At 71.9% G+C, this 24,474-nt stretch carries 15 protein-coding genes; all 15 read left to right on the forward strand.

Going from position 1 to position 24,474, the window contains the following annotated elements; translation table 11 throughout:
* Positions 1–25 precede the first annotated feature (25 nt).
* The 15 genes from BLW32_RS02785 (at position 26) to BLW32_RS02855 (ending at position 24,463) form a co-directional block, all read left to right on the forward strand.
* Complete coding sequence (locus tag BLW32_RS02785) at positions 26–3,535, forward strand: hypothetical protein (RefSeq protein WP_068740594.1); 3,510 nt, start codon at positions 26–28, stop codon at positions 3,533–3,535.
* Complete coding sequence (locus BLW32_RS02790; protein WP_068740595.1) at positions 3,532–5,466, forward strand: AAA family ATPase; 1,935 nt, start codon at positions 3,532–3,534, stop codon at positions 5,464–5,466. Before BLW32_RS02785 ends, BLW32_RS02790 begins: the two co-directional genes overlap by 4 nt.
* Positions 5,459–7,054: a type VII secretion protein EccB gene (eccB, locus tag BLW32_RS02795; protein ID WP_068740596.1), complete on the forward strand. Its 1,596-nt coding sequence runs from the start codon at positions 5,459–5,461 to the stop codon at positions 7,052–7,054. The genes BLW32_RS02790 and eccB overlap by 8 nt, the downstream gene beginning before the upstream one ends.
* Complete coding sequence (gene eccCa, locus BLW32_RS02800; protein ID WP_068523431.1) at positions 7,054–11,274, forward strand: type VII secretion protein EccCa; 4,221 nt, start codon at positions 7,054–7,056, stop codon at positions 11,272–11,274. Before eccB ends, eccCa begins: the two co-directional genes overlap by 1 nt.
* Positions 11,275–11,368: 94 nt before the next feature.
* Positions 11,369–11,644 (forward strand): PE domain-containing protein, encoded by a 276-nt coding sequence (locus BLW32_RS02805; RefSeq protein ID WP_225535932.1) that lies wholly within the window; start codon positions 11,369–11,371, stop codon positions 11,642–11,644.
* A gap of 13 nt (positions 11,645–11,657) precedes the next feature.
* Positions 11,658–13,034 carry a PPE family protein gene (locus BLW32_RS02810; protein ID WP_139286031.1) on the forward strand — a complete coding sequence of 459 codons (1,377 nt, stop codon included), beginning with the start codon at positions 11,658–11,660 and terminating at the stop codon, positions 13,032–13,034.
* A 53-nt stretch (positions 13,035–13,087) separates the two neighbouring features.
* On the forward strand, positions 13,088–13,393 hold the full coding sequence (locus BLW32_RS02815; RefSeq protein WP_068523434.1) for a hypothetical protein: 306 nt from the start codon (positions 13,088–13,090) through the stop codon (positions 13,391–13,393).
* A gap of 29 nt (positions 13,394–13,422) precedes the next feature.
* Positions 13,423–13,728, forward strand: a complete 306-nt coding sequence (locus BLW32_RS02820; protein ID WP_068740597.1) for a hypothetical protein — start codon at positions 13,423–13,425, stop codon at positions 13,726–13,728.
* Between the two features lie 67 nt (positions 13,729–13,795).
* Positions 13,796–14,665 (forward strand): ESX secretion-associated protein EspG, encoded by an 870-nt coding sequence (locus BLW32_RS02825; RefSeq protein ID WP_068740598.1) that lies wholly within the window; start codon positions 13,796–13,798, stop codon positions 14,663–14,665.
* A gap of 78 nt (positions 14,666–14,743) precedes the next feature.
* Complete coding sequence (locus BLW32_RS02830) at positions 14,744–16,456, forward strand: MinD/ParA family ATP-binding protein (protein ID WP_139286033.1); 1,713 nt, start codon at positions 14,744–14,746, stop codon at positions 16,454–16,456.
* A 6-nt stretch (positions 16,457–16,462) separates the two neighbouring features.
* Positions 16,463–18,031, forward strand: a complete 1,569-nt coding sequence (eccD, locus tag BLW32_RS02835) for a type VII secretion integral membrane protein EccD (protein ID WP_068523438.1) — start codon at positions 16,463–16,465, stop codon at positions 18,029–18,031.
* A 14-nt stretch (positions 18,032–18,045) separates the two neighbouring features.
* Positions 18,046–19,467, forward strand: coding sequence for a type VII secretion-associated serine protease mycosin (gene mycP / locus BLW32_RS02840; protein WP_068627035.1), 1,422 nt, complete (start codon positions 18,046–18,048; stop codon positions 19,465–19,467).
* The gene (gene eccE, locus BLW32_RS02845; protein WP_068740600.1) at positions 19,467–21,686 is read left to right on the forward strand and encodes a type VII secretion protein EccE; all 2,220 of its coding nucleotides are present in this window, start codon (positions 19,467–19,469) and stop codon (positions 21,684–21,686) included. The genes mycP and eccE overlap by 1 nt, the downstream gene beginning before the upstream one ends.
* Before the next feature lie 66 nt (positions 21,687–21,752).
* The gene (locus BLW32_RS02850; protein ID WP_139286035.1) at positions 21,753–23,825 is read left to right on the forward strand and encodes a serine/threonine-protein kinase; all 2,073 of its coding nucleotides are present in this window, start codon (positions 21,753–21,755) and stop codon (positions 23,823–23,825) included.
* On the forward strand, positions 23,825–24,463 hold the full coding sequence (locus BLW32_RS02855; RefSeq protein ID WP_068627037.1) for a hypothetical protein: 639 nt from the start codon (positions 23,825–23,827) through the stop codon (positions 24,461–24,463). Before BLW32_RS02850 ends, BLW32_RS02855 begins: the two co-directional genes overlap by 1 nt.
* Positions 24,464–24,474: the final 11 nt, after the last annotated feature.

Raw genomic sequence — 24,474 nt, forward strand, 5'->3', positions numbered from 1 at the left:
CGCCCGGCTTGAATGAGGTGTCGAAGTGATCGATCGCCCTGATACCCCCCACGCCGACGTCCTCCTCGAAGGGATCTGGGAGGACGAGGTGACGCCCGACGACCTCGCGTCTCGGGCGCTGTCCGCCGCCCAGGCGTCGTCGTACGCCTTCCGCGTCGCCAGCGAGGGCACCACTGCGACCGCCCAGCTGGGCGAGGTCGACGTCGCCGAGTTCCTCGAGTCCGAGACGGGCAAGTGGGCGCAGAGCTTCATCGGCATCGTCCGCGTGGGCGAGTCGCTCGTCCACGTCTCGCACGCGCTCGGCGAGCTCGCCCGCAGTCTGCAGCAGGTGAACCTCGAGCAGTCGGAGATCGTCTACCAGGTGGAGGCCGAGATCGAGGCCGCGGAGCGGCAGTCCGCTCAGGCGGGCGTCGACCCGGCGGACCGGATCGCCGAGCTGATCGCCGGAGCCCGGGCGCGCGCCGCCGAGGTGGCGGAGAAGATGGTGACGCCCGAGACCTCCAGTGAGACGAAGAAGCCCGCCGCGGGCCTGGTGAGCGGGTTCATGGCGTTCGGACGGGTGCCGGGCGCGAGCGCCGAGGCGACCGAGCGCAACGGTCGCGTCGCCCGGAACGGTCACGCCCGCAACGGTTACGCGATCCGCAACACCCGCGCTGAGCAGAACGGCCGCGGCGCCACGAACGGTCACGACGCGGTGAACGGCCGTGCGGCCACGAACGGTCACGAGGCCGCCACCGGGCAGGCCGCGAACGGCCACGACACCGTCGAACCGCCGGCGATCGCGGAGACGAACGCCGCCGCGGCGGCGCAGGACGCCTTCGCGAACTCCGCCGACGACACTGCGATGGACCCCGGGTTCATGGGCTTCGGCCGCACGCCGTCGACCCCTGTTCCCCGCACCGACGAGGTCGCGACAGAGTCCGTCGTCGCGGACGAGGCCGTCACGGATTCCCCGATCGAGGACGCCGCGCCGGAGACCGTCGACGAGCCCGTCACGGACGACGCCGCCGTGGACGACGCAGCCGCGGACGACGCAGCCGCGGAGGAGAACTCCGAAGCCGACGCGCCTGTGCTCAGGAACGGGTTCCTCGGCCTGGGGCCGGCCCCGTCGCTGGGCATGCCCGCCGACGATGTCGCGGTGCCCGCGCTGCCCCAGCCGCTGGTGAACGGCTTCATGGCGTTCGGTCGCACGCCGGGTGCGGACCAGCCCACGATCCAGGGCCCCAGCAGCGGACCGATCCCGGTCGCCGCGCCCACGCAGTTCCTTCCGATCCCGACGACGCCCGCGGAGATCGTGGCCGGCGATCTCGGGGCGACCGACGGCCTCGAACTCGGCTCGCCGATGACGTTGTCCGGATCCGCCGACGGCCCGTCGCCCGATCGCGCGCCGCACGGCCGGGCGGACGCGATGGATGACGGATTCCTGTCGTTCGGGCGCGTCCCCACCGGCGGGGCGTGGGGTGGCTCGGGCGTCCTTCCGACGGTGCCCGCCACCGCCGGTGTGACTCCCGCTGGAGTCCACGACGCTGATGCTGACGAGCCCGCCGTCGAGGTCGACGACCTCGACGAAGTCCAGGACGTGGCGGAGGAGAGCGACGACGTGGTGGAGACGGAGGCACTCGACGACGCGGTGGAGGACACCAGGCCCGACGAGCCTGCGGACGACGCCCTGTCGGGCGACGCCGTCGACGACGAGGCCGTCGACGATGTCGCGGACCTCGATGACGAGGCCATCGATGACGAGGCCATCGATGACGAGGCCATTGACGATGGTCCGGACGACGTCGATTTCGCCGACGAGCTGGATACCGAGGCGGACGAGCTCGGAGAGCCCGACGAGCCGGCGCACGACGAGCCCGACGAGGACGTGCTCGACGACGTTCTCGACGAGACGGAATCCGACCTCGATGACGCCGACGGAACCCCGTCCGAGGGCGACGCCGACGACGCCGCTGAAGACGTTGCGGCGGAGGCGGAGCCGGCCGATGGCTCGGAGGCCGAAGCTGACGACACCGGGATCGTCGATACATCTGAGTCCGAGCCCGAGCCCGAGCCCGAGCCAGACGGGGCGGAGGCGGACGAGGCGAGCGATGATCCCGAGGTCGAGGTCGACCCGACCGAGGACGCCACGGCCGAGATCGAGGAGTCCGCGGCCGATTCCGACGACGTCGAGGTTGCGGAGGCCGACGAACACACCGCCGACGAGCATGCCGACGAACAGGTCCAGGAGACGGACGCGGTACCGGCCGACAGTGCGCTCGAGAAGGACGAGCAGTCCGAGACCACACCGGAGGCAACGGAATCCGGACAGCCGGAGCCGGCGGACGCACCCGCCGCGGCTCCCGCAGCCGGGGAGAACAAGACCGCGTTCGCCGCGCCGAAGCCGGTGCGCAAGTCCGGCCCGGTCAAGTTCTCCGACCTGCTCAAGGCTGCGAACGCCAACAAGGTGGACCCCGCGCACATCGCGCCGGCGGTGCTCGTGGCGTCGGCGGAGATGCCCGTCGCGACCCCGGAACCCGACCCCGAGGCATCCGCAGCCGACGAGACAGGGCCTGCAGCAGCAGTATCCGACATCCCCGCGGACGCGGCGGAGCAGCCGGAGGCCCCTGCCAAGCAGGCCCCCGTGCTCGCCACGGGGCCCGCGATCCTGGGCCGCACGGAACCGCTGGTGCTGCGCAAGAAGGTATCGCCGGCCGTGCAGCAGGTGCACGACGCGGTCGCCTCGATCCTCGGATCCCTGCGCGGCGGCCCCCACGGGCCCGAGTCCGGGTTGCACTGGGCCGCTGGCCTGTTGGTGAAGGACTTGGAGACGATCATGGCCGTCACCACGTCGGATGCCGGCTGGCTCCCGCCCGGCGTGGTGATCCCCGCCGGCGTGCGGGTGCTGTGGAACATGCCCACCGGCTACCGCTGGGCATCGGTCGACGACCCGGTGCGCCAGCTGATCGAGTACGCCGAGCAGGAGGGCTACACGCTCACCGCTGTCGCCACCACGCACCCGAGCCGCGCGTACGCCCCCGTCGTGGGGGAGGAGAACATCGTCGGCGTGCTCCGGCCCGGCGCGGTGCTCCCCGGCGGCCGCAGCCGATTCGAGGCGACGGTGTCTCCGGCGCGCCTGCAGCACATCCGGTCGCTCGACCGCGAGCAGGCCGAGCGGCAGGCGCGCGCCCTGATCCGGGACCTGGAGACGCAGCCGATCGCGCCCGAACACGCCATCGGGATCGAGGCCGCGCGCATCGACGCACGGTGCTTCCTCGACGAGCGCGACGAGGTGCCGCCCCCGGTCCTCGACCAATTGCACACCGACGAGCGGGCCCTGGGGGATGCCCTGAGCCTGGACCGGACGCCGGCCTCGGCCGAGGACCTCACGGCGCCCGCACCGGACGCGGCCCGCTTGCGCGACCGGATGTTGGAGCGGGCGATCCTCGTCGCCACGCTCGCCGCGGCGTACCACGACATCGAGTCGGCGGTGTACGCCTGGACGTACGCTCGGTTCCTCTCGAGCCAGGATCAGGACGCCCCGCAAGCACGATGACGACTTCGAATCCCACTGCCCAGCGGTACTTCTCGCTCGGGCTGCGATCGCTCGCGGCGCGGACAGACACCCGTGAGCCGGCCCAGGCGTTCCGCCTCGCCGTTGAGGCCGACCCCACGATGTGCGACGCGTGGATCGGCCTGATGGCCGTCGACCGGACCCAGCTCAGTGACCCGTCCGCCGCGCGCGGACTGCTGAGCTCGGCCCGGAACTTCGGCGCCGAGCTGCGCCGCAACGGCATGGTCGTCGACCCCGCCGAGGGCGCGCTCGGGCTGAAGATCCCCGTCCAGATGGGCGTCGTCGAGCTCGGGATGCCCGTCACCGACGTGGTCTACGCCCGCGCCGGCGCCGCGGTGATCCTGGCGCAGACCGGTCATCTCGCCGAGGCCGCCGAGGAGTTGACCCGGCTTCAGCGCGAGGTGAGTCCGGACTCGCCGGCGCAGCGGAACTACCTGCGCTACCTGTGGATCTGTCTGCTCGGCCTCGCGCACCGCTGGCCCGAGGTGCTCTCGACGGTCGCCGACAGCCGCGAGCCCCTCTGGGTGTCCGCCGAGACAGACGGCGCCGTCCGCTTCTGGCAGCTGGGCGTCACCGCGCTGACCGCGCGCGCCCTCGTCGGCACCGGCGACGCCCACCAGGCACTCTCGGCGACCAAGACCGCACTCGCCTCCGAGGACTTCAAGCTGGTCCAGGCCAGCCTTCTGGTGACGCAGGCCTATGCGCTGCGGGCGACGGGCGAGGAGGAGGCCGCCGCCAAACTGCTCCGCGACGCGCGCGCGTGGATCTCGGCGCGCGCCGACCTCGACCACGCCGCCGCCGGCGGCGCGCTCGAGGTGGTCACCGCGCAGTCGATGAACACCCGCACCGACCCGTGGGACCCCGCCTCGGGCACGACGGCGCAGGAGATCGAGCAGCAGAGCCTCGACCGGCAGCGCGACGTGGTTCTCGCCGACGCGTGGCGCGAGCTGGACGCCCTCGTCGGGAGCCCGGACGTCAAGTCGCAGATCCGCCGGCTGGCCTCGAAGGTCGAGATGGACCGCGAGCGCAAGGAACTCAGCGAGGAGCTCGGCGAGGAGTACAGCGAGGAGGAGATGCGCCTCTCCGCGATCATCACGGGCCCGCCCGGCACCGGCAAGACCACGGGCGTGCGGATCCTCGCGAAGCTGTACTACGGCCTCGGCGTGGTCGCCAAGCCCGAGGTGTACGAGCACCAGCCCAGCGACATGATGACCGGCTACGTGGGCCAGGCGGGCATCCGCACCAACAAGCTGGTCGACGAGTCGCGGGGCGGCCTCTTCTTCCTCGACGAGGCCTACGGACTCGTCGCCGGCGACGGCGAGGACCAGGCGTCCCGGTTCGGCCGGGAGGCGCTCGAGGCGCTGCTCGCCCGGATCGAGAACGAGGGCGACAAGCCCCTGCGCGACAAGGTCGTCGTGGTCCTCGCGGGCTACGACGACGACATGAACCGCCTCCTCCAAGTGAACGCCGGTCTCCCGCTGCGCTTCCCGACGCGCATCTCGTTCAGCTCCTTCACCGCGGAGGAACTGGTGGAGATCGCGGAGTCCGTCGCCGCCAAGAGTCGCGAGCACCTGGGCGTCGGCGTGCGCGGCTACCTGGAGGAGCACAACAAGCGGCTCGCCGAGGTGAGCGCCCTCGATCTCAAGGGGCGGCTCTGCTCCGGCATCGACCTCATGTCGAACGCCCGGTTCATGCGCACCGTCATCTCGTCCGCGCGCGGCTTCCGCGACTTCCGGGTCAGCGCGATCGACCGTTCGGCGCTGTCGTCCGAGGAGAAGCGGACGCTGCTGCGGACCCTCGAGCTCGATGACGTGCGCCTGGCCTACGAGGAGACCCTGCGCGTGTCGCCGAACTTCCCGTGGTCGCAGTGGCACCTCTTGGAGACGAGTTGGGAGGAGGAATCGAATGGCTGAGACTCCGGACCCGTCGAATCCGAAATCGGGTCTGCAAGAGCGGGTCCGCGGATTCCGCCTGACCTCGAAGTACCAGAAGTCGGGCGAGGCCTATCTGCAGCGGCGCAACGAGGAGGCACTGGTCCGCCGCGACACGCGCTGGATCGACGACGTCAAGAAGTTCCAGGGATCGCCGCTGTACATCGGTCTGGCCGTCGGCCTGGTGGTGATGCTCGGGTGCGTGATCGCCGCCGTGATCTTCCCGGCGGGCAAGGTCGGCGACGGCGACATCATCCAGGACAGCCAGACCGGCGCCCTGTACGTCAAGGTCGGCGACGCACTCAGCCCGATTCCCAACGTGGTCTCCGGCCAGCTCATCATCGGCTCGCCCGCGAAGCCGGTGCTGGCGAAGTCGGGTGAGATCGAGAAGCTCCCCCGTGGCCCGATGGTGGGTATCCCGTACGCCCCCACGGTGATCCGCAACTCCACGAGCCGGCTGTCGCAGTGGGCGGTATGCGACACCACCGCCACCGGCTCGGCGGTGCCGCTCGACCCGACGACGGGTCTGCCGACCACCGCGACCTCCGCGGTGAAGGTCACCGTCGTCGGCGGCGCGCTCACGCCCGCCGAGGGCACGGACGAACTGACCGGTGATCGCGCCCGCGTCGTGGCGTTCGACAACCAGACCTGGCTCGTCTACTCGGACGACGGGGTGGTGGCCCGCTCGCGGCTCGACCTGGGCAACTCCGCGATCCGCGAGGCGTTGGGCATCTCCATCGACCAGCGCGTGATCCCGATGTCGACGGGCCTGTTCAACGCGCTCGCCGCGCGCGAGCCGATCGACGTTCCGCAGATCACGGATCTCGGTAAGCCCGTGCGCTTCCCCAACACCGAGAAGCTGCTCATCGGCACGACGCTGCGCGTCGCGACCGTCGACGGGGGCTGGACCTACTACGTGGTGGCCGCCGACGGCATCCAGCAGATCAGCCAGACCGCCGCGGCGATCCTGCAGACCGTCTCGCCCGTGAAGAGCGGCGTCGTCGAGACGGAGGCGTCGAAGGCGAACCAGTGGCCCAAGGTGGGCGGACGGATCGCCGTCGACCACCTGCCGACGGGCAAAGTGCGGATCGAGGACGCCACCAGCGATCCCGTGACCTGCATGACGTGGTCGCACGACGGTGACGCGCCGACCGCCGAACAGAAGGTGCTGGTCGCGGGCACGCTGCCGCTCACCACGGAGCAGAGCGCCGCCCGGATCGCACTGATCGGCGCGCCGGGATCGGCGGGCACCATCGCCGACGACGTGTATCTGCCGGCGAACAGCGGGCGCTACGTCTACGCCACCGGCTCCGCGAAGGACTCGCGTGAGCACAGCGGCGAGTTCTGGATCGCCGACACCGGCATCCGGTACGGCATCGACGACCAGGGCTCGAACGAGCCGGGCTCGTCCGCGAAGGCGCTCGGGCTGAGCAACCCGGTGCCCGCGCCGTGGACGATCATCAGCCTGTTCGCGCAGGGCCCGACGCTGTCGCGGGCCAGCGCCTCCATCAAGCACGACGGTGGCGCGCAGGACCCCGTCGTCGCGAAGTTCGACCCGAAGGGGAAGTAGTGAGTAGGCAGGTCTTCGAGCCCCCGCTCCACCCGAAGAAGGAGCCCCGGGTCGTCAAGAAGGAGGTGGAGGTCCGCACGCCGGACACCATCGACGAGGTCGACCCTCCGGGCAAGTGGCGCACGGTGATGATGCCCGTCATCATGGTGGTCGCCGTGCTCGGCATGCTGTTCATGATGATCCGCATGAACCGGGGCTTCAACCCGGTCATGCTGCTCATGCCGATGATGCTGTTGTTCGGCATGTTCGCGTACATGGGCGGTGGGCCCGGCGGCAGCGGCAGCAAGTCCAAGGCGCAGCTGCTGCACGACCGCAAGCAGGCCAGCCGCTCGATCGGCGCCTCCCGCGAGAAGGCGCTCTCCCGTGGGCGCAACTACTTCGACGCGCTCGCCCATGCCTACCCCGATCCCTCCGTCGCGGCGTCGCTCGTCGGAACCGAGCGGATGTGGGAGGTGAACGGCGGCGACTCCGAGCGCAAGACCCGGTTCACCGCAGCGCGGTACGGCCGCGGCCGCATCGTGCCGAAGGCGAAGCTGCTCACTCCGGAGGCGCCCGACGGCGAGTTCCTCGACCCCGTGCAGTGGACCGAGACCGTGAAGTTCCTGCACACCCACTCGACCATCGCGGACATGCCGCTGGCCCTGACCCTGCGCAACCTGCCGGTGCTCGGCGTGGGCGGCGACGCCGAACGATCGGCGGGCATGGTGCGCGCCATGCTCAACCACCTCGCCATCACGCACGGACCCGACCGGCTGCGCGTCGCGGTCGTCGCGGACACGCCCGACGGCGGCCGATGGGAGTACCTGAAATGGCTTCCGCAGGTGCAGCATCCGTCGCTGATCGACGCGCTCGGCTCACGCCGCATGATCTACGGCAACTGGACCGAGTTCCTCGACGAGCTCGCCGGCAGCGAGGAGCAGCCCGCCGCCGAGGCCGATCGCATCGTCGACTACTCGCGGCCCTTCACCACCGAGTCCGAGGTGAACGGGCGCACCCGCCATACCGTCGTGATCGTGGAATCCGCTGAGCGCGCGCGGATGACGGACCAGGCGATCGCCTCGCTCGCCGACGTCACGTGGATCCTGATGTCGCCGCCCGACGGCGTGATCGACTCCTTCCCGCACGCGGTCCTGCTCGACGTGGACCGGGCGGGCATCGTCACCCGCTGGGACTCGGACCTCCCGCTGGAGGCGCCCAAGGAGATCGCGCGGGCCGACTACCTCGACCTCGTCGACGCGCACACCACCGCCCGCAAGCTCGCGCGCTGGGAGCTGGAGACCACGGCCTCGCTGCTGTCCAAGGAGCGCAAGGACACCGGGCGCGATTGGGCCGACCTCGTGCAGGTCGACGACCCCGGCGCCATCGACGTGGTCGACTTCTGGCAGCGCATCAAGCGGTTCGACGATCCGCGGCGCCTCAACTTCCCGATCGGCTTCGCGCCGGACGGGACCCGCATCTTCCTCAACATGCGCGAGGCGAGCCAGGGCGGCACCGGTCCGCACGGCGAGATGATCGGCACGTCGGGATCGGGCAAGTCGGAGTTCCTCCGCTGCCTCGTGTTGGACGCCTGCCTGTTCCACCCGCCGTCGATGCTCAACCTGCTGCTCGTGGACTTCAAGGGCGGCGCGACCTATCAGGGCATGGAGGACATCCCGCACGTCGCGGCGGTGGTCACCAACCTCGAGAAGTCCGAGAGCATGGTCGACCGCATGATGGAGGTCATCACCGGCGAGCTCAAGCGGCGCCAGCAGCTCTTCGACAGCGCCGCCGCCCGGTACCCGTCGTTCAACATCATCGGCCTGACCGAGTACGAGAAGGCCCGCGAGTCCGGTCACTGCCCCGACCTCGAGCCCATGCCGGCGCTGCTGGTGCTCATCGACGAGTACACCGAGCTCCTCGAGGCCAAGCCGGAATTCGTCAACATCTTCAGCCAGATCGGCCGCGTCGGTCGGTCCGTGGGCGTGCACCTGCTGCTCGCCTCGCAGAACGCGGAGATGGCGCGCTCGCGCGGCCTGGAGTCGAACATCCACTACCACATCGCGCTTCGCACCGGCACCGCCGGCGACTCGCGCGCGGTGATCGGCGTCCCCGATGCCAAGAACCTTCCCGGCAAGCCCGGCAACGGCCTCATCAAGACGCTCCACGAGGACGACCTGATCCGGTTCTACGCCGGTTTCACGGGCAAGCCCTACTTCGCGCCGGAGACGGCGCCGGAGCCCGTCGTGCGAGAGGTCGTGCAGCCCACCGCCGACGACCTCTCCTCCCGCGGCTTCACCGCGCGCCGGGTCGACATCCCGGACCTCGAGGCCGAGATCGTCGAGGACGACGAGATCGTGCGCACCGAGGAGGAACTGCTCGCCGCGCCCACCGTCTTCACCGTGGTCAAGGAGCTGCTCACGTCGGCGCCGGCGCGCCCCGCGTACAAGCCGTGGCTCCCGGAGCTCACGTCGACCACGCTGGACGTCCTGGCACCGTCGCTCGCGGCGGACGCGTGGGTCGCGCCGAAGGTGACCACCCCCGCCACGCTGAAGCTGCCCTTCGGCGTCTTCGACGACCCGGCCAAGCACCAGCAGCCGGTGTGGGAGCTGGACCTCTCGGGCGGCCAGGGCAACGTGCTCATCTACGGCGCACCGCAGAAGGGCAAGACGACCGCCGCGATGACGCTGGTGACCTCGTTGGCGCTCACCCACTCGCCCGAGCAGGTGCAGTTCTTCGTCGTGGACTACACCGGCGGCGGCTGGATGCGGCTCGAGGACCTGCCGCACGTGTCCCGGATCGCGACCCGGTCCGAGGAGGACGCGATCAACCGGATCGTCTCCCAGATGTCCGACCTGATCGACCAGCGCGTCAAGCTCTTCCGCAAGTACCGGGTCAACTCGATGGCCGAGTACCGGCGGCTGCGCAGCGACCCCGGCGCGGAGGTCATCACCGAGGACGCCTTCGGTGACGTCTTCATCGTGATCGACGGCTTCGACGCCGCCGTCACCGAGGGCGGGGTCTTCGAGGACAAGGTGGCCGTGCTCGAGGCGCTCGCGTCGGGCGCCCTGAACTACGGCATCCACTTCGTCATCACCACGGCCCGCAACACCGTGCTCCGCGGCCTCGCGAGCCACATGCACACGATCATCGAGGGCCGCGTCTCGACGGCCAGCTACGACATGTCCGTCGTGAACTCGCAGCGGAACAAGGCGGTGCCCGACAAGGCCGGCCACGTCATCACCACGGACCGGGAGCTGCTCGCCCTCGTCGCGCTGCCCCGCGCCGACGGCGACGTCTCGCCCGAGACGCTCAGCGTCGGCATCGAGGAGGTCGTGGATCGCATCCGCCGCGCCAACACGTCCGGCGCGGAGGCGCCGAAGCTGCTGGCGCTGCCCGAATCGGTCCTGCAGAGCGACCTGTTCTCGGTGCTGCCCGCCGAGGCCAGTGCCCGCGAGCGCGTCCGGCTGCCGTTCGGCGTCCGCGAGACCGACGGCGGACCCGCGATGGCGGACTTCGGCCGCGAGGCGCACATGTACGTGGTCGGCGAGAGCGGGTCCGGTCGGTCCGCGTTCGTGCACACCCTCATCGAGGCGATCAGCCGCCGGTACCCGTCCATCGACGACGGTGCCATCGCCCTCCTCGACCCCAAGCGCGTGCACCGCGGTGCCTTCGCCCCCAACCCGAAGAACCTCGGGCTGCACGGCTCCGACCTCTACGATTTCCTGCGCCGCTGGCAGGACAAGCTCGTGGACTGGATGGGCGAGGGGGAGACCGACCCGGACAAGGTGACCTATCGCCGGGTGCCCGACACCGCCGACAGCGCCGCCCTCGCGCGCCGCGACTGGTGGACCGGGCCCGAGGTCTTCCTCATCATCGACGATTACGACGCCGTCGTCGCCCGCGGGGACCGCACCAACCCGCTCACCCAGACGGTGAAGCTGATGAACGACGGTGTCATTCGCGGCTTCCACGTCATCGTGGTGCTCAACGACTCCGAGTACCTCTACAAGGCCAGCTCGGACCCGCTGATCCAGTACCTCGACACCCACAGTTCGATGGCGCTGGCCATGTCCGCGGACAAGTTCAACGTGAACATCGCAGGTGAACGCGGCCAGCGCTTCGGCATCCCCGGCCGCGGCCGATTCCACCCCGGACGCGGGGCGCCGTCGGACATCGTCCAGGTCGCCTGGAACGGCGTACGCAGGGACGAAGCGGAGTCCGACGAGGAGGTTTGGGGTTGAGAAATTCGGACAACCAGGGATTGACGAAATTTGACAATTCTGTTTTAGTTGCAACTTGAAAATCAAGTAAAGGGGATAGCAGGTGGGCCTGAACGTGGCGCCTATTCAACTCTTGGCAGGAACCAACGAGGTCATGGCGAATGTCGCCACCACCTCGGGCTTGATCGGTGGCGCGGCCGGCGCCATCGGCGCCGTCGTACCGGCGGGCATCGACGACGTCTCGCTGCTGGTCTCGGCCAGTTCCGCGGCGCACGCGGCGAACTTCTTGGCCACCTCGGTCGTCGATCACGCCGAGGTCGCGCAGTACGCGGTGAGCCTCTCGGCGGTGGCCTCGACGTACATCATGGCCGACAACGCCGTGCAGTTCTGACGAGCGTGACGTCGTGACTTTCCCAGCGCTTCCCCCCGAGGTGAACGTGGGGCGCCTCATGTCGGGCGCCGGCCCCGCGCCGGCGACGGCCGCGGCCGCCGCGTGGGCCTCGGTCGCGGCCTCCGTCAGCGCGCGGTCGGTCTTCCTGCAGTCGCTACTGCCGCGCCTCGCCGCGTCCTGGCAGGCGCCGGAGACGGCGTTGATGACACGCAACGTCGCGATCTACCTCGCGCACAACGAGGCGCTCCGGACGCAGGCGCTGCTCGCGTCCACCCGGCACACCAAGCAGGCGGCCGACTACTCGGCCGCGCTGGCGGGCATGGCCCAACTGCCCGAGATCGCGACGAACCACGTGACGCACGCCGTCCTGCAGGCGACCAACTTCCTGGGCGTCAACACCGCGGCGATCGCCGCGAACGAGGCGCAGTACACGGCGATGTGGGCGCAGAACGCCGCGATGATGCTGACCTACCTCGCGAACTCGACGGCGAACATGACGTTCGAACCCTTCATCCCGCCGAAGCCCATGGCCACCGCGATCGGCGTGCCGATCCCCGCCGCAGCCGCGGGCGCCGCCTCGGTCGGCGACGCGGTGGTGACCAAGATGACCCTCGCCGCACAGGGCGCGCAGGCCGTCGCCAGCATGCTGTGGATGCGCACCGCCGGCGGCGTGCTCTCCACCACGAAGCTCGGCCAGACTCTGCTCGTTCAGGCGCAGCGGTTCGAGCAGGCCGCGTCCAACGCCGCCACCGCGGCGTCCCAGTCGCGCGAGAACAGCCTCGCGCGCCCGACGACGGGGCAACAGCTCGGCCAGAGCCTCGTCCAACAGATCGGCGGGGCCGGCGGGGTGGCCGCCGGGGTCGGCGGCGGCGTGGTCGGAGTGGCCCTGGCCGGCGGCGGGCAGGCCCTGCAGACCGGGACCGGCGTGGGCACGGCCGTGACCGGCGGCGGCGTGGTCTACCAGCCGATGAGCGCACTGCTCGCGAACGTCAACCCCGAGAACCGCACCGGCACCGTCGGCTACTTCGGCGCCCGCCCGGGCTCGCCCGCCCTGGAGCGGATGTCCCGCGGCGAGCCCGCGCAGCGCTCCGCGTCCGCGCTCCGCGTCGAGCCCGGGACGGCCGCGCTGCCGCAGGTCGCCGCCCCCGCGAACTGGGCGACCGACGGCCTGACGGTCGCGCCGCCGCCCCCGCCGGTCCCGCGCGTCGCCGCCGAGCCGCTGCGCCCGGTCCTCCCGACCGGGACGAGTGCGCCGGTCACGCGGTCGAAGGGCAAGCAGCGCGAGCGCATCGTCGTGCCCGATACCGCGGCGATGCCCATCTACCAGGACTCGGAGCCCGTGTACGAGTCCGTTCCCGTCGACGTCCCGTCGAGTGGGGAGGGGCGCTGATCCCCACCATCCGCTCGGCCCACTACGACCACCTTTGAACTGGAGGAACCCTCATGCCCCCGCAGATCTACGATCTCAACACCGTGTCGCACGCGGCCGGTACCGCGAAGACCCACGACGTCGCTGCGACGACCCTCGCCAACATCAAGTTCGTCCGCACCACGGCGGAGGCCTACCGCGCCGCCAACAACGGTGACACCGCGAACAAGGCCACCGCGCACATGGAGGAGCTCATCGCCGTGTGCAACGCCGAGCAGCAGAAGCTCGAGGCAGTGGCCGAGGCGCTGGGCCGCAACGGCGGCCTCATCACCAGCACCGACGGCGACGCCGGCGGACTGTTCACCGGCTACGTCGTCTAGACCGCAGATCACACCGAAGGGGAACCAGCATGACTTCCGCTGAGCGCATCACAGTCACCTATGCCAGCTACGACGCGACCTCGGCCGGTCTCGCCAAGGCCTCGGCCATCGCCGATGCGAACATCGCCGAGCTGACCGCCAACAACACCGCGAACCTCAACGCGTGCAACTGGGTGGGCGTCGACCAGGAGAGCTACCAGCACGTCCACGAGATCTGCCTGAAGGCCAACGAGAACCTGGCCATGGCGATCCGTAAGACCGGCGTGAACCTGCAGACGGCTGCCGCGATCCACCAGGCCGGCCAGGCGCAGGCCGCGGGCCTCTACGGGATCTAGAACGACGAGGACGAGGCCCGGCCACCGCGCGTGCGGAGGCCGGGCCGCGTCGGAAGAGGAGGGGCGCATGGCCGCGTTGACCGACGGCCCCGCGGCGAAGTTGTCCGCGTTCGCCGCCGACATCGATGAGCTGTTGCTGCTGATGCGGCTCTCGGACGTCAGCGAGCTGGCGCCGGTGGTCCTGGCGGTGCACCCCAATGTCTACCGGCCCGACGACCAGCTGGTCGTGGACCTGGCCGTCCTGCCCGGGCTGATCGACGCCGGCCTGGTGGATGCCACCGGATCGGTCGATCCGCAGGTCGGGCAGTGGCTGCGCGCCCTGCAGGCGCCGGCCGCCGAGGTCGCGATCCGCGTCTTCGACGGTGACGCGGTGCTCCGCGGGGCGGTCGTGCGGCGGGAGGAGCTGGTGGTCGTCGCCTTCCGCAACGACGAGCAGTTCACCGTCCAGGGCTTCCGCACCGACCGCGAGGACTTCGAATCGACGGTAGTCGAACCCCTGTGGCGGGTTCTCGGCGCGCGCGATCCCGCGGACTTCGAGTCCCTCACCGTCGACGAGGGCGAGCTGGCGGAGATCGTCGCGAGCTTCGATCCGCAGGTCACGGGCGCGCGTGGCGAGCGCGAGGTGCGCAGCCGGCTGCGCGAGCACGACCTGTCCCAGCAGACGATCGACGTGCTCCTCGATGCCGCACGGTACACGGGTCGCAGGGCTGAAATCGTTTATCACCGTTCGGATTCCAGTGGTGTTCGCACGCAGGCGGCGTGGGCCGTCGGGGTGATGGACACGGTCGCCGGCCGGGTCCTGTCGACCACCGAGCGCGGCTCGCAGGGGGTGCTCGACGTGACCCTCAGTCCCGGCACCCGGCGGCGGTTCGCCGAGGGGATCACCGCGCTCGTCGAGCGGCGCGGATGCCGCGGATGGTTCGATACATCAAACTGAAAGCTCACACTGACTAGGCGTCTGACCTGGGTGTGTATTAGTCTGCAAAAGATTCTTCCAGCAAGAGAGGTGCAGTCCATGAGCGACGCAGCCACTAACGTTCGGGTGCCTTTTGTACCGCAAAACAGTCAGGGTGAGAGCGACGCGGACGCGGCGATCCTGCCTTCGACCGACGCCGCCGTCCCCGTGGTGCGACCGTCCGTCCCCACGGGCGGCCCGCTCTCCGAGCCCGTGAGCGCCGAGTGGGAGGAGCCGGAGCTCCCCGCGGTCGATGACCTCGACGGATCCGCCGCTGTGCCCACCGCGCCCGCCACCACGCCGGTGATCGTCGCCGCGGACGAGCGCCCCACCGCCGAGCAGCCGGCCGTCGTCGACGACGAGGCCGACGCCCCGAAGGGCGATGCCGCGACGTCCGATCTCCCGAAGGCGGACGCCCCGAAGCCGGACGCCCCCAAGGACGTCGCGTCGAAGGACGACGCCCCCAAGGCCGACGCGCCCGCGACACCGTCGACCCCCCAGGCGGCCAAGCCAGTGCCGGCCCCGGCCCCCGTGCCGCAGCCGCAGCAGCAGTGGCAGGGCGGCCAGAACGGCTTCGTGCCCGCCGCGGCGCAGAACGGCCAGGCCGCGCAGGCCCCGTTCCAGGGCGTCCCGCCCACCGGCCAGTTCCAGGCCGCGCAGCCGTCCGGCCAGATCCACCGGCCGGCCACGCCGCAGCCCTTCGGCCAGGCGCCCGCGCCCGTGCAGGGGGCGCCCGCCCCGATGGTGCCGCAGCACCAGCAGGCCCCGATGCGCCCGATGGGCGAGTCGCTGGCCGCGCCGATGTCGACCGCCTCGTCGTCCTTCAACCAGCAGATCCGGTTCTCGGACGCGGCCGTGCGCGTGTCCGGCTGGCGCGCCTGGCTGCGCAAGATGGGCCTCGACGTGGGGCCCAGCGCGAACGACCAGGAGCATGCGGAGCTGGTGCACCGCATTCGCGTCCCGAAGAACAAGTTCCACGTGACCAGCGTCTTCGCCGACAACGCCGGCGGCACCCTGCTCGTGGGCGTGCTCGGCCAGATCCTCGAGCAGACCCGCGCCGACAACGTGGTCGCGCTCGATCTCGATCCCGACGGCGGCGACCTCGACCAGGTGACCGCGTGGCACCAGGGCGGCTCGACGGCGCGCACGCTGATCCAGCAGAGCGACCTGTCGGACCGCAACCAGGTGGACAAGCACCTCGCCGTGACGGCGACGAACCTGCACGTGCTGCCCACGCCCTGGCGCTTCAACGGCCGCGACGTCACCGACTACGACGACGTCCTGGACCTGTACTCGATCTTCCGCCCGCACTACAGCCTCGCGCTGGTCGACGCCGGCCGCGGCCTGCAGACCCAGACGGGGACCGGCGTGCTGGAGATCTCCTCGGCGCTGATCCTGCCCGCCTCGGCCACCACCCGCGGCGTCCGCAAGGTGGCCGCGACGATCGACTGGCTGCGCCACCACGGCTGGCACGGCCTGTTGGCGAACACCATCGTGGTCATCAACCACACCAAGCGTCGGGGCAGCGTCTCGGTCGAGCAGTTCGACGAGCTCTTCCGCGCCGGGCAGAAGCTCCGCGTGCACGAGATCCCGTACGACCCGCACCTCGACTCGGACCAGCCGATCGACGTGGCACTGCTCCGCAAGCGCACGGTCCGCGCCTTCGAGGAGTTGGCCGCGGATCTGGCGGACGGCTTCAACTCGGGGTACGAGCCGCCGGCCGCCCAGAAGCTCGCCGAGCTGCAGCAGGTGCGCACGACAGAGGGACGCTGACGCCAGATGGTCTTCCCGATCACCCCGGAGCCCGCCGGAACCGACAACGCGGGCCCCGGGCGATCCGCCGTCCCCGAACAGGTGCGCGTCCTGGTCGAGGTCGGCGAGAACTCGGTCGAGCGGAGCCTGTTGGCCCGCCGGCGGCTGTCCGTCGTGATGGACTCCGTGATCCCAGGGCTGGAGCAGATCTTCCCGGACCACGACTTCGCGACGACCGGTGCCTGGACGTTCGCCCGTGAGGGCGGCACCCCGCTGCCCCGCGACAAGTCGCTCGCCGACGCCGGCGTCCTCGACGGCGACCGGCTGATCCTCGCCGAGACCTTCTCGGCGCAGACCTTCCGCCCGCTCATCGAGAGCACCGCCGACGCGATCCAGGAGTTCTGCCGGCAGCGCTTCCGCCGGTTCGAGTCGGCGACGGCCCGCGCGCTGGGCCTGCTCGCGCTGGTGCTCGGCGCGACGGTCTTCGCCGCGCTCGTCCTGCTCGCCTGGTTCGCGCACTCCAGCGTGCTGTGGTGGTTCCCGGTGGCGGCGCTCGCGTCGATCGCCGTGGTCCTCGCCGCGCTGTCGGCGGACCGGCAGTACCGCGCCCCGCAGGTCGCCTACGCCCTGCAGTTGGCCGCGGTGCCCGTGCTCTTCTCGGCCGGGTTCGTGCTCATCCCCCCGGACGGCGGGGTCGACGGTGCGTTCACCGCCGCGAACGTCCTCACGGGTTCGATCTTCGCGCTCATCGGCGTCGTCGTGCTCGGCCGCGCGAGCGGCCTGGGCGCGACGGTGCTGGCCGCGCTCGGCCTCACGGCCGCGGCCGCCGTGGTCGCGAGCGCGCTGTTCGCGTACACCCCGCTCGGCCGGCCCGCGATTCCCGCGATCGGCGTGATCGGCGGTCTCCTGCTGGCGAACTGGGCGCAGGGGTGGGCCCTCATGCTCGCCCGCGTGCGGCCGGATCCGCTCCCGCCGCCCGGCGAGGACATCGACCGCAGCGAGCTCGACGCGGCGTACCACGTCGACACCTTCGACGACGAGAGCACCACCGAGCTGGCGCGCGCGCAGGAGAACACCGGTCTCGAGCGCAAGGCCCGCACTGCGGCCAAGCTGCTCACCGGCTTCTACGTCGCGATCGCGGGGATCCTCGTGGTCTCGTCGCTGACCGTGATCGTGCCGCACAGCCACTACTTCTGGGGCGAGGTGGCGATCGCCGCCCTGACCTCGGTGATCTGCGTGCTGCGCGGCCGGACCCTCGACGACCGGGTGCACGCCACGGTCTTCTTCGTGGCGGGCTTCGTCATCGCGGCGGGCCTCGCGGTCGTCCTCGTCGGTGCGCTCGACTCGGATCTCGGCCGGCTCGTCGTGATCGTGCTCAGCGCCGCGGTGCTCGCGAGCTTCGGCGCGGGCGGCCTGCTCCTCGCGGACCGCGTCTCCACCGACCGCGGCGGCCACGGCCGCCCGCTCTCGGCGCGGCTCCTCGGCCGCATCGAGGCCGGCGAGAAGCTGGCGATCTTCGCGGTCGTCCTGCTCGCGCTGTGGTGCACCCGCCTGTTCGCGGCGATGCGCGAACTCGACCTGTCGTTCCTGAAGTAGAGGGGCTGGGGTCCGTGCTCCGTTTCCCGAGGGCGGCCGCGATCGCGGCCGTCTCCGCCACCGTCGTCGTGGCCGGTGCCTGGGCTCCGGCCGTCTCCGGCGCGGTGGTGCCGCCCGTCGCCGACATCGGCGGCGCGCCGCCCGACACCGACGGCCCCGAGCGCCCGCTGCGCTTCAACAACCCGCGGTGCGTCGAGCCCGGGGTCCTGCCGAACTCGAACCTCGCGGCGGCTCCCGCGCCGGCGAACACGCTGCGGATCGACGAGGCGCACACGTTCTCCACCGGTGCGGGGGTCACCGTCGCGGTGCTGAGCACGGGCGTACGGCCGCAGGCGCGCCTGCGCGGCCTCGACGGTGCCGGCGACAACATGGTGGCCGGGGACCGCGGCCTCGTGGACTGCGATTCGACGGGCACGCTCGTCGCGGGCATCATCGGCGCGCAGCCGGCGGCGGGCGATGGTGTCGTGGGCGTGGCCCCGGACGCGCGGATCCTCTCGATCCGCGTCGATTCCGCGGGCTTCTCCCTGCAGAACACCCCCGCGGACGACGCCGACCCCAACCTGGGCCGGGCCGCGGTGAACGCCCGCAGCATCGCCCGCGCCATCGTGCGCGCCGCCAACCGCGGCGCCCGGGTCATCGTCGTGCCCGAGCCGGTGTGCATGGCCGCCGACAACCAGTTCCGGCAGCGCGAGATCGGCGGCGCCGTCGCCTACGCGCTGCGCGCCAAGGACGCGCTGGTCGTGGTCGGCGCGGGTGCGACGGACCGGCAGGGCGGCACCGTCGGCGCGAACGAGTGCAAGGCCAATCCCGATCCGGACCCCGGCCAGCCCGACGATCCGCGCGGCTGGCGGCAGGTGACCACCGTCGCGACCCCCAACTGGTTCGACGGGCAGGTGCTCTCGGTCGGCGCCACCACCGCCGAGGGCACGCCCCTGCCGGGCTCGCTCAACGGCCCGTGGCTCGACGTGTCCGCGCCCGGAGCGGGCATCGTCTCGCTGAGCTCGCGCGGCGGCGACGGCGTGGTCAACGGCGCCCCCTTCGAACGGACTCTCATGCCCTTCGCCGGGCCCGAGTTCGCGGCGGCCTACGCCGCCGGCGCCGCGGCCCTGGTGCGCTCGCGGTACCCGCAGCTGTCGGCGACCCAGGCGGCGGCGCGGCTCGTCGCCACGGCGCACGCGCCCGGCCGCGGCACGGACAACAAGGTGGGCCGCGGGCTCATCGACCCGGTGGCTGCGCTCACCGCGAAGGTGCCCGACATCGATGCGGACATCGACCCGCAGTCGGTGGAGAAGCTGCTGGTCCCGCCGCCCCCGCCGGATCCCGACACCCGGCCGCGGCGCACCGCCGCCATCGTGGCCGGTGCCGGCGCGGTGGTGCTCGTGGTGATCGGCGGCGTGGTCGCGCTGACGCGGCCCGGTCGGAAGCGGAGGTCGTGATGACGGAGACCCTGACGACGGGAGCCCCGACGCGCGTCCCGACCGACGCCCCGGCGGCCGCTGCGGTCCCGACGCACCCCGCGATCGCGCGCCTGCGCCGCCCGGTGGGCATCCGGATCTCGTTGCGCCGCGCCCTGATCTGGGCGGTGCTGTCCGCGAGCCTGGTCGCTCTGGTCGGCGGTCGCTGGCCGCTGTGGGCGGTGATCGCACTCATCGTCGTCGGCGCGCTGGTCGCCTTCGTCTCGGTGCACGGCACGGTGCTCAGCGAGAAGATCGGCGCCCGGTACCGGTACGTCCGTCGCCGGCGGCGTGCATCCGGAGGCATCCCCGGTCGCGTGATCGACGTCGACGGGGTCGGGGTCCGGCAGGGCGACGGCTTCGAGCTGGTCTCGGCGATCGAGCTCACCGCCGATCCCGCCGAGACGCGCCTGCGCGAGGGCCGCGCCTTCGCCGCGGAGACGGTGCCGCTGGACCTGCTCGCGACGATGATGACGCAGTACGGCCTCGACGTCGACATCGACGTGGCCTCGGCCGGCCGCCGCGTGCCGCCCGGCCCCGCCTACCGCGCGTCCTACTCGCAGGGCGTCCGCTTCTACGCCGCGATGGCCGAGCGGTCCACCTGGCTGATCCTGCGGGTGAACACCCGCCGCAACCTCGAGGGCATCGTGCGCCGCGGACCGTCGCGCACGGCGGGCCCCCAGGCCCTCATGGCCGCGACCCGGCGCCTCGAGCAGCGCCTGCAGGAGCGCCTGATCCGCGCCCGCGTACTGCCGGCCGCGGAACTCGCCCTGCTGGATTCGCGCATGACCTTCGGAGCGGACCCGCTCGGCGGCACCGAGAACTGGCAGAACCTCGAGTACGGCGCCGAGTTCGCCACCACCTACCTCGTCGACCCGGTGCGCACCTCCACCGAGAAGCTCGACCGCTGGTGGGGGCTCGACAGCGACAGCACCTCCGTGGTGCTGCGGATGCGCAAGGCCGATGCGCAGGCTCCGGTGGAGATCAGCGGGCTGGTCCGCTACGACACCGCGGTGCCGATCGTCGACAACCTCGACGACGCGCTCGTGCCCGTGCCCGGCCGCCAGCTGGAGCTCGCGCGTGCCACGCTGCCCGGCGGCGGCTCCAGCATCGTCGACCTGCCGTCCACCCCGCTCGACGGCCTCGGCGCCGTCGAGATCCCCGTCGGACCGGCGGGTCCCGTCTGGGGCGTCTCCGGCACCGACGCCGTGGCGCTGCCCCTCTTCGACGGTTCGCCCGTCCCCGAGACGCTCGTCGTGGAGTTCGCGACCGAGCTGATCCCGCTGCAACTCGTGCTGCTGCGTTCGGTGGGCGCCGGCGCTTCGGTCGCCGTGCACACGGACCGGCCCGCCCAGTGGGCCACGCTCGCCGCCACGCTCGCCGACCCGGCGCGATTCCGCATCGCCGACGGTCCGGGGGGACGCCCGGCCGACATCACCGTCTTCGACGGTGCCGACGCCGATGCCGTACCCGAGCGCACCATGCTCACCCTGCGGGATCCGGGCAGCGCGCCGCAGCGGGCGAACGCCGACCTCATCGTCGAGCAGGTCTCCCCGTCGGCGGTGCGCGTGCGGATCGGTCGCCGGGCGCCCTTCGACGTGGTCCTCAATCCCACCGACGAGGAGCTGCGCTACTGCGACGTGCAGGCGCAGCCGATCACGGCCGCATCGCCGCAGCAACCCGCGCAGCGCCTGCCGCGCCAGGTGCCGGCGCCGCCGCGCTTGGCGCCCGGTTCGACCGGCTCGCATTCGGCCGCGCAGCGGCCCGTACCGCAGGCACCCGTTCCGCAGGCCCCGGCCCGCCCCGGGGGCCGGCACGCGCAGCCGCCGCAGCCGCAGGGCGTGCCCCATCCGGCGCCCGCCGCGCAGGGCCCGGGCGCCCACACGGCGGCCCCCGGCGTTCCGGTCCCGCAGGCGGTCCCACCGCAGCAGGCGGTGCCGCCGCAGCCGGGCCCGCAGTACCCCGCGCCGACGCCCGCGCCGCCGCAGCGCCCGACGCGGCCGGTGCGGCCGCAGCCCCCGCCGCCCTACGAGCGGGGCACCGGCGCCCCGCGCAAACAGGGCGGGGACCGGTGGGTACGGCCCGATCAGGGCGGGGGCGACCGCGGCCCGCGGCGCCGTCCGCTGCAGCCGCCGAGCGCGCCCCGGTGGGGCAAGACGGGCGAGCGACCGCCCTCGGACGAGCCGCCAACTTCACGTTAAGCAGCGCGCAACCTGCGTCGCGGTAGATTCATACCGCTGTACACGTACAGGAGCGGAGGTGTGTTCGTGGCGTCGGAACCCGGTGAATCGATCGCGGGGTACGTGATCGAGTCGGTCCTCGGTACCGGAGGCATGGGCACGGTGTACCGCGTGCGGCACCGCACGCTGCCGCGGTCCGTCGCGCTCAAGGTACTGCAGAGCCAGCTCTCCGCCGATCCGTCGGTGCGCGCGCGGTTCGACCGCGAGGCCGACCTGATCGCCGGGCTCAAGCACCCGCACATCGTCGACGTCTACGACCGCGGCGAGTCCGACGGGCACCTCTGGATCGCGATGGAGCTGGTGGAGGGCGGCAACCTCGCCGAGAGCGTGCAGCGGGAGGGGCCGTTCAGCCTGGACCGCACCGTCGGCGTCGTCGAGCAGGTCGCCGACGCCCTCGACTACGCCCACCAGCACGGCATCCTCCACCGCGACGTCAAGCCCGCCAACTTCCTCGTCGACCGCGGCCGCCGCGGCGAACAGGTCAAGCTCGCCGACTTCGGGATCGGCGCCGCCCAGACCGACGTCGGGCAGAACACGCAGGCGGGCACCGTCGTCGGCACGCTCGCCTACACCGCGCCCGAGGCGCTGCTCGGGCACCCCGTCGACCACCGCGCCGACGTGTACTCGCTCGCCTGCGCCACCGTGGTGCTGCTGACCGGAGCGCCGCCGTTCGCCACCACAATCTCGGGCCAGCTCATGCTGGCGCACATCAGCCAGAACCCGCCCAGCATCCGGCTCAAGCGGCCCGACCTGTCGCCGGAGATCGACCACGTCCTCGCCCGGGCGATGGCGAAGAACCCCGCGGACCGGTTCAACAGTGCGGGCGAGTTCGCCGATGCGCTGGCCGCGGCCGCGCGCCGCATGTCGGGCGCCGCGGGTATCGCGCCGCCCACGGCGCCGCAGGGCGTCAATTGGCAGGGGACGCCGTCGAATCCGGCGCTCGCCACCGGATACAACCAGCCCCTGCCCGGGCAGCAGAGCCTGCCGCCCGGCGCGCCGACGGGGCTGCTCGGCCCCGTCGGGCAGATGGGCCCGCCGCGCGGCCCCGGAGGACCGGCCGGTCCGGGTGGCCCGATGGGGCCGAGCTCGCCGTCGATGCCGGTGCAGGGCGGGCCGGCGTCGTCGAACCGGAAGAAGCTGCTGATCGGCGGAGCCGCCGCGCTCGTCGTGATCCTGGCGGCGGTCCTGGGCATCGTCGTCTTCGGCGGCGGTGGCGATGACGACGGCCCTCCCGCGCTCGACGCGTGGAGCGCCCGCACCGTCACGGACGTCAACGGCACCACGGAGCTCACCGACCGGCCGCAGCGCATCGTCGCCCTCGGCGCGGGTGACGCCGAGCTCGTCGCCGCGCTCGGCTTCGAGGTGGTCGCCGGCGCGAACGGCCCGAAATCCGAACTGCCGTCGTGGGTGCCCGCGCTGTCGGGGGTGACCAGCGCCGGCACGTCGACCAACCCGGACACGTCCGTGATCCAGAAGGCCAAGCCCGACCTGATCCTCGACACCGACCCGGACGCGGCCGACAAGGTCAAGGAACTCAAGTCGCTCGCGGGCGGCCGCGCGATCGCGGTCTCCGAGGAGGGGAAATCCGGCTGGACGTGGCAGCAGCAGCTCGCCTTCATCGCGGAGGCGCTCGGCGCGAAGGACCGCGCCGCGGCCGTGACGAAGACCTACGAGGGCCGCATCACCGCCCTGCGATCCGCGCACCCCGAGTTCTCGGGCAAGAAGATCGATGTCGTCCACTACGACGGCACGTCGACGAAACTCGCCTCGCGCTCGTCGAACGCGCTCCAACTGCTGGGACTGCTGGGCTTCTCGACGCAGACCCCCGTCGACGGCAGCGGTTCCTGGCTGAACCTGGCGTCCGGCGACATCTACAAGGCGGTCAACTCGAGCGAGGTGGACCGGACGGTCGTCGCGCGCACCGACCCGGCGGGCGGCAACGGCGGCTTCGACGGCGTCCCGTCGTCGTTGACCTACGGCGTGCCGATCATCATCCTGGACAAGACGAACGGCGTGGACGCGCTCCTCTACGGCGGGCCGCTCGCCATCGACACGATCGAGCAGTCGGTGGTGCCCGCCCTGACGAAGGGAGTCAAGTGATGGCCGAGCAGACCCTGACCGCGGAGGACCTCGCGCGCTACGCCGCGGCGCTCGCCGAGGGCAAGAAGCCGCTGGTCTACCTCGTCGAGGGCGTCCCGAGCCTGGGGCTGGACGCCGGGGCGTCCGCCCGGGTCGTCGAGGTCGACGGTGCCGTCGTCACCGTCAAGCCGACGGGTGTCGACGACCAGTTGCCCTACGACGCACGGGAACTGCGCGCCACCAAGCAGCCGAAGCCGGTGAAGCGGGCGCCGAAGCAGGCGGCCGCGAAGCCCGCGCCCAAGCCCGCCGCGAACACCGCACCGGCGGCGAAGGCGGCGGCCGGGGCGCCGGCCCGCGCGGCCCGGTCCGTCGCGATCACGGTGTACGTGGGCGCCGACAACACCGCTTCGCTCAAGGTGACGCGAAACGCCCAGAAACCCGCGGGTGCGCAGGAGATCCCGTTGCCCGCCCTGCACAAGGCGCTGGCCGGGCTCGGCGACAAGGAGGCGCAGGGCGCCGTCGACGAGGTGCTTTCCGCGGCCCGCGACGCCGCCGCCGACCGCGTCGCGGCGCTGCAGGCCGAGCTCGCCGCAGCGAAGAAGTCGCTCGCGACGCTCGACCGCGCGAAGCGGGGGAGCGGCTCGGCCCGCGCCCGTTAGCCCGGCTCGCT

Origin of the sequence: Tsukamurella tyrosinosolvens, assembly GCF_900104775.1 — a bacterium.
Taxonomy (GTDB): domain Bacteria; phylum Actinomycetota; class Actinomycetes; order Mycobacteriales; family Mycobacteriaceae; genus Tsukamurella; species Tsukamurella tyrosinosolvens.

Coding starts and splice junctions, on each gene's coding strand:
- BLW32_RS02815 (WP_068523434.1), top strand. CDS start 13,088: ATGCCCCCGCAGATCTACGATCTCAACACCGTGTCGCACGCGGCCGGT.
- BLW32_RS02830 (WP_139286033.1), top strand. CDS start 14,744: ATGAGCGACGCAGCCACTAACGTTCGGGTGCCTTTTGTACCGCAAAAC.
- eccE (WP_068740600.1), top strand. CDS start 19,467: ATGACGGAGACCCTGACGACGGGAGCCCCGACGCGCGTCCCGACCGAC.
- eccB (WP_068740596.1), top strand. CDS start 5,459: ATGGCTGAGACTCCGGACCCGTCGAATCCGAAATCGGGTCTGCAAGAG.
- BLW32_RS02825 (WP_068740598.1), top strand. CDS start 13,796: ATGGCCGCGTTGACCGACGGCCCCGCGGCGAAGTTGTCCGCGTTCGCC.
- BLW32_RS02855 (WP_068627037.1), top strand. CDS start 23,825: ATGGCCGAGCAGACCCTGACCGCGGAGGACCTCGCGCGCTACGCCGCG.
- BLW32_RS02790 (WP_068740595.1), top strand. CDS start 3,532: ATGACGACTTCGAATCCCACTGCCCAGCGGTACTTCTCGCTCGGGCTG.
- eccD (WP_068523438.1), top strand. CDS start 16,463: ATGGTCTTCCCGATCACCCCGGAGCCCGCCGGAACCGACAACGCGGGC.
- BLW32_RS02820 (WP_068740597.1), top strand. CDS start 13,423: ATGACTTCCGCTGAGCGCATCACAGTCACCTATGCCAGCTACGACGCG.